Genomic DNA, 12,716 nt, shown 5'->3' on the forward strand with positions numbered 1-12,716 from the left:
TCTAAATTCCAACATCGACATTCATCCAGATCATGATCGACGTGCGTCAGCGCACCGAGACTTAATTAAATCGTCTTCAAGGGTCGATAGAGCACAGTCATGGAATTGTTTCCGATCGATGCTTCGGTCCTGCCAAGGGCGCGGGCGACGGTTCGGGGTCATCCCGCAAAGCCTTAACATTCAGGGCGAATTTGCCAATCGGCAAATGCATTTCAGCATGATCGCACGTGCGGTCCAAGCTGGGGTGTTCGGGAGCAAAGGCAAACGGAAATAGCTATGTTGCACACGCTGGCAATCGCCTCTGCTTCCTCCGAAATTGACGAGGGCAAGACCCTTCCCTTCAAAGCCGGCGCGATTTTGCATGGTCCCCTCCGGCCGGATTTGATTCGCGACGAACTGCTTTGTGAAATTTTTGCGGCGACCGTTGCGAGAGACCCCTCCGCCACCGCGATGATCACGCAGGAGGGCAAGCTTTCCTATGCTGAAGTCGACGCACGCGCGGAGGCACTCGCAAAAGGGCTGTTGCGCAAGGGAATCCGGCCGGGCCGCATCGTCGGCCTCTGGATGCCGCGCGGCCATGAACTCCTGATCGCACAGATCGCGATCGCCAAGACCGGCGCCGCCTGGCTTCCCTTCGACGCCGACGCGCCGGTGGAGCGCATTGCCGTCTGTCTGTCCGACGCCGAAGCCCGTGGCGTTCTGACCTCCGCGGACCTTGTTGCCGAAATTGCCGCCCTGGCAGCTTGCCCGGCCTGGACGTATGCCGAAGTCCTGACCGATTCTTTGGACGTTGCGGACACCGAGCTCGACGCTCGCTCCCTTGGCGCACGTCCCGACGATCCCGCCTATCTCATCTACACCTCGGGGTCCACCGGGACCCCAAAAGGAATCGTCATCTCGGGCCGCAACATCTGCCATTATTTGCGTGCCGCCAACGAAACATACGGGGTCCGCGAGACCGACGTCGTGTTTCAAGGTGCTTCGGTCGCCTTTGATCTTTCGATGGAGGAAATCTGGCTTCCCTATCTGGCTGGCGCGGCCCTTTTCGTGGCCAGCGCCGAGATGATGGGGGAAGCCGACAAGCTTCCCGGTCTTATGGAAGAAAATCGCGTCACGGTCCTCGATACCGTGCCAACTCTGCTTGGTCTCCTACCCCGCGACGTCTCGACCTTGCGTTTGATCATCCTCGGCGGCGAAGCCTGCCCGCCGGCGATTGCCACGCGCTGGTGCGCGCCGGGGCGGACGATCTTCAATTCCTATGGGCCGACGGAGACGACGGTGGTCGCAACCGTCGCGGAAGTGCTGCCCGGCCGGCCTGTCACGATCGGCCGTCCCATCGCCAACTACACCTGCTATGTGGCGGATGATCGTCTCGATCTTCTCCCGCCCGGCGTTGAAGGCGAGCTCCTCATCGGCGGCCCCGGAGTGGCGAAAGGCTATTTGCGCCGCGACAGCCTGACACGCGAGAAGTTCATCGCCAATCCTTATGCTTCCCTTGGCGCCGATCCGGTCCTGTACCGGTCGGGCGATGCGGTCGAGATCGATGGCAATGGCGAGATCGCGTTTCGCGGGCGGATCGACGATCAAGTGAAAGTCCGCGGTTTTCGCGTCGAACTCGGCGAGATCGAGGCCAAGCTCGCCGATCTTCCCGGTGTTGGGCAAGCCGCCGTTGTCCTTCGCAACGATTTCGAAATCGAGCTGCTGGTCGCATTTATCGTTCCCGCCTTGGATGTCGAAATCGACACGCGGCAGCTTCGCAGCGAACTGCGGGCGGTCCTGCCGGCCTATATGGTGCCGGCACGGTTCGAACTGCAAAACCTCCTGCCTCGGCTCTCGTCCGGCAAGATCGACCGCAAGAGCCTGAAGCAAATATCGCTCTCCGCCAGCGACGGGAATGAGGCGCAGGAAGACCCCCGCAATGAGACGGAGGCGATCCTCCTCGCCGCTGCCAAGCGCGTGCTGCCGCCGCAGACGATCCCGTTCGACGCCGACTTCTTCACGGACCTCGGCGGTCATTCGCTTCTCGCGGCGCGTTTCATCTCGGTTGTGCGTGAGACGCCGGCGCTGTCGCGCATTACTTTGCAGGACGTCTATACGGCTCGTTCTCTACGCGCGATCGGCGAACTTCTCGATCAGAAATGGGCGCGGACCGCCAAGCCCGAGGATCTCTCTTTCACCCCACCGCCGCTGCTGCGCCGATTCCTATGCGGCGCAGCCCAGGCGCTTGCGCTGCCGGTTATTCTCGCGCTGGTGACCGCCCAATGGCTGGGCGTGTTTGTCAGCTACATGTTGCTGACCGGGGCCGACGCAAGTTTCTTTGAGGAAGTGATCTCGCTCATCGGCGTCTATATGTGCATCAATATCGCAACGGTTGCCATCGTCATCGCCGCGAAATGGTTGATCATCGGCAAGACCAAACCCGGCCGCTATCCGCTGTGGGGAGTCTATTTCTTCCGCTGGTGGCTGGTGAAACGTTTTCTCGGTCTCGTCCATCTCAAATGGTTCCAAGGTTCTCCCATCATGCGGCTGTATCTGGCCGCGCTGGGCGCGAAGATCGGCAAGGACGCGATCATCGGCGAAGTCGAACCGGGCGCCGTCGATCTCATCTCGATTGGCGCCGGCGCCAGTCTTGGCTCGATCACCAATTTCGCCAATGCGCGGGTCGAGGGAAATGAGCTGATCATCGGCACGGTCGAAATCGGCGCCGGCGCCTATATCGGCTCGTCCTGCGTCATCGAAGAAGATGTCGTGATCGCGGAAGGCGCCGAAATCGCAGATCTGACTGCGATCGGCGCGGGTGGGCGCATCGGAGCCTATGAGGTTTGGGACGGCTCGCCGGCTCGTAGGGTCGGCATGGTCGATCGCGCCGCCCTCGACGCACCCTCGACGGCCTCGGGCGCACAGCGGCGTGCCATGGGCGTGATGTATCTCGTCCTGCTGCTCGCCATTCCTCCCCTCGGCCTGTTGCCGATCTTTCCGGCCTTTTGGGTCTTCGACCGGATCGACGATCTGATCGGGATCGCCGATTTCGATCGCACGCTTTACATGCTTTCGATCCCGATCATGGCCTGGCCGACCGCCTTCGTGATGGTTCTCGTCACGGTCGGGTTCATCGCGGCCTGCCGTTGGATCATCCTGCCGCGCGTCCGCGAAGGGACCTATTCGGTCCATTCCTGGTTCTATTTCCGAAAATGGGCGGTGGCGCTTGCAACCGAGGTCACGCTCGAGACTTTATCGTCCTTGTTCGCGACCGTTTACATGCGCGTCTGGTATCGCCTCATGGGCGCCAAGATCGGCAAGGACGCTGAGATTTCGACCAATCTGTCCGGCCGTTACGATCTTGTCGAGATTGGGGAGAAATGTTTCATTGCCGATGAGGTTATCCTCGGCGACGAAGAAATCCGCAACGGTTGGATGTATTTGAAACGGGTCAAGACCGGCCCGCGCGTCTTTGTCGGCAATAGCGCCGTCGTACCGGCCGGAACCGAAATTCCGGCCGATGCGCTGATCGGCATCAAGTCGAAGCCGCCCGCAAATCATTTGATGCACAAGGGCGATACCTGGTTCGGATCGCCACCGATCAAACTGCCGGTCCGCCAGACGTTCGATGCCGGTACCAATTGGACCTATGAAGCGCCGCGCTGGAAGAAATTCGCGCGCGCCTGCTTCGAGGCGGTCACGATTTCTCTTCCGACCATGCTGTTCATCACTTTCGGAACCTGGGCCGTTGAATGGTTCAGCGCCAGCGTGCTCGCTGGAGCCTATTTCCAAATGATGTGGCAGTTTACGGTCGCCTCGGTGGCCATTTGCTCGGCTCTGACGGCATCGGTGATCATCTTGAAATGGATCACGATGGGGCGCTACGAGCCGATGGTGAAACCGATGTGGTCCTGGTGGGCGATGCGGACCGAGGCGGTTGCGGTCATCTATTGGGGCATGGCCGGCAAGGTTCTGCTCGATCATTTGCGGGGAACCCCTTTCCTCCCCTGGGTCATGCGCCTGTTCGGCACGAAATTCGGGCGTGGGGTCTATATGGATATGACCGACATCACCGAATTCGACTGCGTGCATGTCGGCAATTACGCGGCGTTGAATGCGTTGAGCGCCTTGCAAACGCATCTTTACGAGGATCGCGTGATGAAGGTCGGCAAGGTTTTTGTCGGCAACAGCGTGACCGTCGGCGCCGGATCCACCGTGCTTTACGATACGCTGGTTTCCGACCATGCCCGCTTGGGACCGCTGACCCTGGTGATGAAGGGCGAGCAAATTCCCGCCAATTCCGAATGGGCGGGCGCGCCCGCGGAGCCCAGGGCGGTGCCGCACTCCACGATCATCCATAAGGCTGCCGCCTGAGATTGAAGGTGGACTCGATTGGTCCTTTCTCAGGAATTCAAAGAAGGGCGATCGCCGCCACCTGCCGTCCATAGTCCGGCTCATTGCGATGGATCGAGCGGCGATAGGAATAAAACCGCTCGGCATCCGCATAGGTATCCTGTCCGAGGTCTTCACAGGATCCGATGCCCGCGAGCCGCAATCGCTCCGCGATAAAGCCCGGCAGATCGAACATGAAATGCCCGGCGCGTTCCGAGGTCGAAAAGAAGCGCGCATGGTCTTGCGAGGCCGCAAGGAATCGGTCTAAAAATTCACCGCCGACTTCATAGGTATCGCGCGAGATCATCGGGCCCAGCACGGCGACCGTCGAAGAGCGGTTGGCGCCAATCGACTCCATCGTCGCGAGCGTCGCTTCAAGCACACCGGTGAGCGCGCCCTTCCAGCCGGCATGCGCGGCCCCGATCACGCACGCCTTCATGTCGGCGAACAGAATCATGCCGCAGTCGGCGCCCGTGACCCCGAGGCCGACGCCTGGCGTCGAAGTGACCAAGGCATCGCATCGGGGGCGTTCGGTGAATGGCCGGGTCACCACCAATGCATCGGGCGAATGGGTTTGAAACGGCACCAGAAGATGCGCCGGCTCAATCCGAAGATAAGCCGCCATCCGGCGGCGGTTTTCGGCAACGGCTTGTGGATCGTCCCTTGAACCAACCCCGCCATTCAGCGTCGCATAAATTCCGGTCGAGACCCCGCCTTGCCGGGTGAAGAATCCATGGGTCAAGCCCGGCGCCTCGAGAACGGTTGCAGAGAGGGGATTTGCCATTTGTTGGGTCATGTCGCCGCCACCTCGAAACCAGGCGGGGTCCCAAGTCCCGGCGCGGTCACCGCCAGAGCCTTGAACAGCTTCGCCATATGAGTTTGACCCGCGCGCCCGGGCGCGCTGCCCGCGAGGCGGTCGAGCGCCGCATCGATCGCGGCTGCCTGCCGCGCATCGGCATGTGCCCGCAATTTCGCCGCGCGTTCGTAGAGGCCGAGGCGGGTCAAAAATTCGCCTTGCGGCACCGGCCCGTGAACTTCGGCGCCAGCGGCGCGCGCCGCCCGCCCAAGACCGCAAAAATCGACATGGGCCGTCAGATCGGCTTCTCCCGGATCGCTCAAGGGATCCGCGAACCGATGGCGCTTGAGGGCCTGCAAGGTATCGCCGCGCGCCGGCGTATCATAGCCGTAGTCGATGGCGAGCAGCGCCCCGCCTTCAGCCACCAGCCGCGCAGCGAGCCGCGCCATGACGCGCGCGGCCGCGTCGGACGCCTCGAATATTTGCCCTTCCTCGCCCGTCAGAGTGACACCGGGATCGGGATAGGGCGCAAGCCCAAAGCGCAAACGGCCTTGCTCGTCCAGGCCGACCAATCTTTCAAGCCAGCCATCGGCGCGGCGAACGAAGTGGCGCACCGGGAGGCAATCGAAAAACTCATTGGCGATGATAAGGGCCGGTCCGGCAGGCAAAGCCTCGACACGATCGTGCCATCGCGCAACACACCCGGACTCCTGCAGCACCGCCTGCTGACATTGCCGCAAAACTTCGCTTGTCTCGACAAAGTTCAGATCCAGGGCCGCAAGAAAATCGGGCGCGACGCGCGCCGCGCGTAAAGCGTCTGCCATCAAGGTGCCGCGGCCGGGCCCCAATTCGACGAGAAGAAATGGACTTGGCGCACCCATGCCGCGCCAAACCGCGACACACCAAAGTCCAATCAATTCACCGAACATCTGGCTGATTTCCGGCGCGGTGGTGAAATCGCCTTTCTCGCCGAGCGGCATTCTGGAGCGGTAATAGCCATGCGCGGGATGCGACAGCGCCAGCGTCATATAAGTCTCAAGGCTGATCGGGCCGGCTTCGGCGATCATTTCACGGATGATGGTTTCAAGCGCAGTCATGCGGGTCTGTTCAGACCGGGGCTCGGCTCCTGCCGCAAGGCCCAAAAGATGAACAACAGCCCCAGCGCAATCATGGGCAAAGACAACAGCATGCCCATGGTTGCACCGCCAAACAGAAAACCGAGCTGCGGGTCTGGCTCCCGGAAAAATTCACAAGCAATCCGCGCTACTCCGTAACCCACGGCAAAAATCCCGGTGACGAGACCCGGCCGCCGCAGCGCACCCAACTGGACGGCAATATACAGGACCAGGAAGAGCACCAAGCCTTCGAGACCCGCCTCATAAAGCTGGCTCGGGTGGCGCGGCAGCGGCCCGGCGCCGGGAAATACCATGGCCCAAGCCACGTCGGTCGGCCTCCCCCATAATTCCGGCTTGATGAAATTGGCGATCCGGCCGAGAAAAATCCCAATCGGAACCGCGGCGGTACAAACATCGGCCAGACTCAAAACCGAAATCTTCTTGCGTTTGCCGAGAATATAAATCGCCAGGGCAGTGCCGACGACCCCGCCATGAAAAGACATGCCGCCTTTCCACACACTCAGAATTTCATCTGGGTGCGCCAGATAGAAATTCGCATTGTAAAAAAGCACATAGCCGAGCCGCCCCCCCACGATAACACCGAGCGCCGCATAGACGAGCAGATCGTCGATCTGGACCGGATCGATCGGCGACACCCCGCCCCACAGGCTTTTTTGCCTGACCAGGGTTCGGGCGTAGGCCCAGCCGAGCACCAGCCCCACGATATAAGCCAATGCGTACCAGCGGATAGGCAGCGGCCCGACAGTCAGCAGGACCGGATCGATGCTCGGGTAGGCAAGGGAGATCAAGATGGCGCTCCGCGGGTCATGGAAAGCAAGCAATGTCTTTGCCGGGGTGGCGTTCGCAGCGCCCGGATCAAGGCAAATTGCTTGGCCTTGAGTCAAGCTGGGATCCCGCCTCCCCGGGCTGAAACCGCAGTGGCGCAACAATCGGTTACAAAGTCATGTCGGCTTCATGACCGGCCTCATAAATCAGTGGTCGCTCGCAACAATCCTGTGTTACAAGCGCCTACGCTATGGGAGTGATTCATGTCACAGAATCGGGTTTTTGACGATTTCGCGCGTCTCGTGACCGATGCCGGCGAGATGGCGCAAGGCGTTCGCCGCGAAGCGGAAACCGCCGTGAAAAGTCAACTCGAACGATTGCTCGCGACAATGGACGTCGTGACGCGCGAGGAATTTGAAGCCGTCAAGCAGATGGCCGCGATGGCGCGCGACGAGAACGAAAAATTGAGTCAAAGGATAGCTGCGCTCGAGGCCGAGATTCGCGCCACGAGTAAAAGCCCCGGCGCCTGATGCAATTCGGCCAGCTTCAGGGTCGGCCGGACGGCAAGGTTGGAAACCACTTCGGGCAACGGTGCGTTCGAACTGGGATTGAGCGTTTCCATTTCTACTGAACCCGACGGAGCCCTCCGCTTCCTCCCTTAAGCCCAAGATTATTCACATCGATCGGGCGGCCTTCCAGAACAGGCCCGTCATTGCCTCGGAGCTTGCATCATGTTCGATCATGAATCAGACGTGCCCGTATCGCATGTGTCACGCTTTAGCGTGGTCGGCTTCCTGCTTCGGGAATGGCCCTATGTCGCCATGCTCTCGCTCGCCCTGTTTGGAGTCGCCTACACCAGCATGTCTCGGCAGCAAATGACGACCTATTGGATCGCTCTTGCCCCGTTCTTTGGCCTGATCTGCGTCATTGCCCGATGGGGGGACATTCATGGCACCAAGGCGCATTGGCAACTCATCCAGTCCCAGGCTCTTCACTGGTTTGCCGTGGTCCTGGCGATGTATCTGGTGTTTGTCTCCGATGTGAAGCAGATCATGAATTCGGACGCCAGCGCTTTGGTCGTGCTGACCATTCTGGCGCTGGGGACGTTCACGGCCGGAGTTCACGTCGCCGCTTGGCGGATCTGCCTGGTCGGAGTCGTGCTGGGGTGCGGAGTTCCCGCCATCGCATGGCTTGAGGAATCGACGCTGCTGCTGGTGCTGTTGGCGATGGTGTTCATTGCGATCGCGGTTCTGTTCTATTTGCATGATCCGCGGGGTTCCAAAAAGGACTCGGAAGCGGCTCCTTATTAGGTGCCCTCGCCCCAGAACCGCCAGAAGCCGGACTTCTTCGGCAAAGGTTCCTGGGGAACGCTGGTCAGTGGAATCGAGGGGGCCGCCGGCTCAAGCTGCGTGGTGAGATATTCCCGGGTCGCAAAACGGACCAGAACGCCAATCGCGGCGGCGAGCGGCACCGCGATCAGCAGCCCGACGAAGCCGAATAAATAGCCGAACGCGGCAATCGCAAACATCACCCAGACAGGATTGAGGTTGATGCGCGAGGCGATGAGGTAAGGCGCAAGCGCGTAGTCGGCGATGGACTGGCCGCCGACGAAAATGCCCAGCACGACCAGAAACATTGTCCAGTCCGGCCAGAACTGGAGCGCCGCGACACAAAGCGATAGCACCAGCCCGATCAGCGACCCGAGATAGGGAATGAAACTGATCAGGCCGGCTGCAAGGCCGATCAGCAGTCCGTGGTTGAGTCCGATCAACCGGAGAGCCGCCGCATAATACACGGCGAGGATGAGACAGATCGTCCCCTGGCCGCGCAGGAAGCCAGCCAGCGTGTCATCAATTTCGCGCGCAACCGTCCATACCGTTTCACGCTGTGCCGCGGGAATCGAACGGTCGATGGTTGCGATCAGCCCGTCCCAATCGTTGAGCAAATAGAAAGTGACGATGGGGGTCACCACAAGAAGCGAGAACAGCGACAGCAATGCCTGGCTATCCGACCACAGCGAGCGGAGGACGCTTGGAATCCAATCGGCGCCGAGGGTGGCGATCTCGCCCAGCGACTGCTGGGCTTCGTTCACGCCTTCGCCGACAAGCTTGCGCAGCCAGGGACGGCTCGGATCGTTTGCGAGCGCTTGCAGCTGACCGATATAGGTCGGAACCTTGTCGATAAAGATTGCAACTTCTTCGCCGATGACGGGGACTGCCCCCACCAACAGAAGGCCGACGCCGATAATGAACACGCTGAGAATGCCAAGCGCCGCGACAGCCCGGTTCAGCCCCCATTTCTCAAGACGATTGACAACCGGGTTGAGCAAATAGGCTAGGGCGATCCCGGCCACGAACGGCAGGAGGATTTGGCGGAGCAGCACAACCATCGTGGCGATGACCGCCAGCGTGCCGATCCAGAACACGGTAGGGCGCGCTGCTTTCATGAACTGACACTCCGACGGCAGCGACGGTTACCGGATTGCGCAAATTGCGCCTCGGCAAATCTTGGCTGTCTGACAGAAATGTCAACATGGAATTCAATTCTCCCAAGAAAAAGTCGTCCAAATGTTTCTAAATGGAGACCAGGGCCGTCGAATCTCGGACAGGCTCTGCGCTTTTAGGCAGGACCCTGCGGCGCCAACGATCCTTTCGGTTCCTAAAACTTGCTCGATTGGGGACAACGTCCGTCGGGATAGTTGCGCAACCGCGCCCGGTTGTGATTCCTTCGAATCGTGGATCGAACAACGTTTTGAGTCGCAAGCCAGTGTCCCATGCACCTGGCCTTTCGAATCGTAGAGCCGCGTTTCGCATGTCGTCCTTCGAGGCAGCGCCCCGAAGGGCAATCACCCGAGGCCTTGGAATGTCGCTTTTGCAAGCAGAATTCGACCGCACCGAACATCCGGTCGATATCATCGAAAGAATCGCCTCGCACAATCACTGGTCGTTCGACCGCGACGAAGAAGACGAGATTTCGATTTTGGTGGCCGGCAGCTGGTCCGATTACAACATCGCTTTCACCTGGCTGCCGCAGGTGGAAGCCCTGCATGTCGCTTGCGCCTTCGATCTCAAAGTGCCGCCGCCGCGCCGGCTGGAACTTTCCTCCCTTGTCTCGCTGATCAATGAGCAATTGTGGATCGGCCATTTCGACATCTGGCCGGCCGACGGCGTGATCATGTTCAGGCATGCGCTTTTGCTGGTCGGCGGCGCCGAGCTGAACGGCCAGCAATGCAAAACCGTTCTTGCCACTGCCGTGCGCGCCTGCGAACGCTATTATCAAGCGTTTCAATTTGTCGTGTGGGCCGGCAAGACCGGGCACGAGGCGCTGGACACGATCATGCTCGAAACCGAAGGCTGCGCCTGACATGGCGGCGGCGGGCCTCGATCGCCTCGACTCCTCGCTTGTTCTCGCGGGAGCCGGCAGGATGGGCGAGGCTTTGCTGCGGGCCTGGCTCGATCAGGGCTACGATCCGCAAAAAATAAGCGTGATCGAACCGCAACCCTCGCCAAGCATCGCCGAACTCGCGGCCAGCAGAGGGTTCAGGCTGGGTGCTCCGTCAAGACCGCCGGACGTTCTTGTCCTCGCCATGAAGCCGCAAAGCCTCGATGAAGCCGCGGCCGCAGTCGGAACCCTTGCCGCCGTCAACACTCTGGTCATCTCCATCCTGGCCGGAAAAACCATGGCCGATCTCGCGGCGAGGCTGCCGAATGCGCGGGCCATCGCGCGCGCGATGCCGAATCTTCCGGCTGCCGTCGGCCGTGGAATAACCGCGGTGGTCGCCAACCCGTCCGTGACACCCCTCCAGCACCAGATAGCCGAAGCTTTGCTGGCCGCGACCGGGCAGATCGAATGGCTCGCGGAGGAGGGGCTGATCAACGCCGTGACCGCCGTTGTCGGCTCGGGTCCAGCCTATGTCTTCTACTTCACCGAATGTTTGGCGGAGGCCGGGCTCGCCCTTGGTTTGCCGCAAGACGTCGCCGAACGCCTCGCCCGCGCCACGGTCGAGGGCGCCGGCGAATTATTGTTCAGATCCCCCGAGACCCCAGCGGAATTGCGGGAGAACGTGACATCAAGGGGCGGCACCACTGCCGCCGCGCTCGAAATCCTGATGGCGCCGGACGGTCTCGCGCCGCTGATGCGCCGCGCGGCCGAGGCCGCAAAGCGGCGCGCCGAGGCTCTTTCGGGATAGCAAATGCGAATGTTGCGACGGATAGGCTGTCTAGCCTTCACCTTGGGCCAAGGAATAGTAACGCCAGCCTTTGCTGCAGGAACGGATGACCCGTTTATCGCGCTTCAAACGAATGTCACGGGCATTTTTACTTATGTCCGCAGCGCGGAAATAGAAGCTTTTGCTGACGTTAGCCCTTCCCATTGCCTTTTATTGTTTGCAGGCGGCAAAAATGTCCGTGCCTATCAAAAATGCACAGCAATTATGGGAGAAAGCCATAGGAAAAGTTTTGCCGTGTTTTCGAGCGACTTTGGCAAAGTATTCATTTATCCCCCTGTTATTTACGAACTGCTCTGGACCGGCAATTCCGGCTGTCGCGTAACCTTGAAGAGCGGCAAATTTGTCTATGCAAAACAATCCTGTAATGAGGTGCACGAGCGATTGCTGCGAGACTAGAGCGCTTCCCGATCAGATGGAATCATCTGATCGAAAAGGAAACGCTCAAGTTCAACGAGTGGGAGCATGTTCTGATCGAAAAAGTCGGTCAACTTTTTCGGAACAGGCTCTAGGTTTTCGCGCGGACCGCCGAAAGCTTCCGATTACTTTGAGCCATAGGCGGGTTCGCCCTTGGAACCGGTTTCGGCGAGGACTAGATATGTGGGTTGATCCGGTCCGGGAGATGAAAAATGGTTAAGCAAAGCGGCGGAACCGATTCGGTGCGGGACGAAGCCGCGCCCGAAACCAAGACCCTTGCGACGGCGCCCAAAGATCCGCGCGATGCGATCATCGAGGCGCTCATGGACCTCGCCAGCGAGCGCAGCTGGGACGACATCATGATTTCGGATGTGGCTGCTCGCGCCAATGTCTCGCTCGCGACGTTTCGCGACTTTTTCCCCTCGAAGGGCGCCATTCTGGCCGCCTTCTCGCGGAAGATCGACAACGTCGTCCTCAAGACCACCGGCGATGAATTGTCGGGCGAGCCCGCGAAGGAGCGCTTGTTTGACGTTCTGATGCGTCGCCTGGATGCGCTGACGCCTTACAAGCTCGGCCTCGAAGCCATCTCCGATTGGGCCCGGCATGATCCGATGGCCGCCGCCGCCATCAATCGTGTCGTCGTCAACTCCATGCGGTTCATGCTCGAAGCGGCGGGAATCGATTCGGAAGGTCCGGTCGGCGCTCTCAAGCTGCAAGGCCTCGCCATCGCCTGGGCGCGGATTCTGCGGGTCTGGTTCCGCGATGAGGATCCAGGTCTCGCCTCGACCATGGCCGAGCTCGACCGCGAATTGACACGAGGCGGCCATTTCGTGGCCCGAGTCGAGGACGTGAACAGACTCGCCTCGCCCTTGTTCTCGCTGGCGCTGTCCCTCTTCGAGCGCCGATCGTTTCGGCCCCGTCGTGGCGACGGCTACGAGCGCAGACACGACAGGCACGAGCGGGACGACGAGCGCGCTGCATCCTGAAGCTTAGTTAGGGCAAGGGC

11 protein-coding genes are annotated in these 12,716 nt (G+C 60.4%); 7 read left to right on the forward strand and 4 right to left on the reverse strand.

What is annotated here, in order from left to right; translation table 11 throughout:
• Positions 1-276: 276 nt before the first annotated feature.
• Positions 277-4,353, forward strand: coding sequence for a peptide synthetase (locus tag CU048_07875; GenBank protein ID QBR71215.1), 4,077 nt, complete (start codon positions 277-279; stop codon positions 4,351-4,353).
• Positions 4,354-4,390: 37 nt separating this feature from the next.
• Here the strand turns inward: CU048_07875 and CU048_07880 are convergent, their stop codons facing one another.
• From CU048_07880 to CU048_07890, 3 genes are read right to left on the reverse strand one after another with little or no spacing between them, the layout of a single operon-like run.
• Positions 4,391-5,167 (reverse strand): peptidoglycan editing factor PgeF, encoded by a 777-nt coding sequence (locus CU048_07880; protein ID QBR71216.1) that lies wholly within the window; start codon positions 5,165-5,167, stop codon positions 4,391-4,393.
• A complete protein-coding gene (locus CU048_07885) occupies positions 5,164-6,264 on the reverse strand; it encodes a methyltransferase (protein ID QBR71217.1) in 1,101 nt (366 codons plus the stop codon). The genes CU048_07880 and CU048_07885 overlap by 4 nt, the downstream gene beginning before the upstream one ends.
• Positions 6,261-7,094 (reverse strand): prolipoprotein diacylglyceryl transferase, encoded by an 834-nt coding sequence (locus CU048_07890; GenBank protein QBR72756.1) that lies wholly within the window; start codon positions 7,092-7,094, stop codon positions 6,261-6,263. The genes CU048_07885 and CU048_07890 overlap by 4 nt, the downstream gene beginning before the upstream one ends.
• A 237-nt stretch (positions 7,095-7,331) precedes the next feature.
• On the opposite strand from CU048_07890, the gene CU048_07895 reads away from it, so the two are divergent.
• Both CU048_07895 and CU048_07900 read left to right on the forward strand, forming a co-directional pair.
• Positions 7,332-7,598 (forward strand): pyrroline-5-carboxylate reductase, encoded by a 267-nt coding sequence (locus CU048_07895; GenBank protein ID QBR71218.1) that lies wholly within the window; start codon positions 7,332-7,334, stop codon positions 7,596-7,598.
• A gap of 201 nt (positions 7,599-7,799) precedes the next feature.
• Positions 7,800-8,378, forward strand: coding sequence for a hypothetical protein (locus CU048_07900; protein QBR71219.1), 579 nt, complete (start codon positions 7,800-7,802; stop codon positions 8,376-8,378).
• Here the strand turns inward: CU048_07900 and CU048_07905 are convergent.
• On the reverse strand, positions 8,375-9,514 hold the full coding sequence (locus CU048_07905) for an AI-2E family transporter (protein ID QBR71220.1): 1,140 nt from the start codon (positions 9,512-9,514) through the stop codon (positions 8,375-8,377). The genes CU048_07900 and CU048_07905 overlap by 4 nt on opposite strands.
• Positions 9,515-9,930: 416 nt before the next feature.
• On the opposite strand from CU048_07905, the gene CU048_07910 reads away from it, so the two are divergent.
• The 4 genes from CU048_07910 (at position 9,931) to CU048_07925 (ending at position 12,696) form a co-directional block, all read left to right on the forward strand.
• Positions 9,931-10,431 carry a hypothetical protein gene (locus tag CU048_07910; protein QBR71221.1) on the forward strand — a complete coding sequence of 167 codons (501 nt, stop codon included), beginning with the start codon at positions 9,931-9,933 and terminating at the stop codon, positions 10,429-10,431.
• A 1-nt stretch (position 10,432) separates the two neighbouring features.
• A complete protein-coding gene (locus CU048_07915; GenBank protein QBR71222.1) occupies positions 10,433-11,257 on the forward strand; it encodes a pyrroline-5-carboxylate reductase in 825 nt (274 codons plus the stop codon).
• Between the two features lie 9 nt (positions 11,258-11,266).
• Positions 11,267-11,692 carry a hypothetical protein gene (locus CU048_07920; protein QBR71223.1) on the forward strand — a complete coding sequence of 142 codons (426 nt, stop codon included), beginning with the start codon at positions 11,267-11,269 and terminating at the stop codon, positions 11,690-11,692.
• A 230-nt stretch (positions 11,693-11,922) separates the two neighbouring features.
• Positions 11,923-12,696 carry a TetR family transcriptional regulator gene (locus tag CU048_07925; protein QBR71224.1) on the forward strand — a complete coding sequence of 258 codons (774 nt, stop codon included), beginning with the start codon at positions 11,923-11,925 and terminating at the stop codon, positions 12,694-12,696.
• Positions 12,697-12,716 lie beyond the last annotated feature (20 nt).

The sequence above is a fragment of the Beijerinckiaceae bacterium genome (assembly GCA_004564215.1).
Taxonomy (GTDB): Bacteria; Pseudomonadota; Alphaproteobacteria; order Rhizobiales; family Beijerinckiaceae; genus Methylocapsa.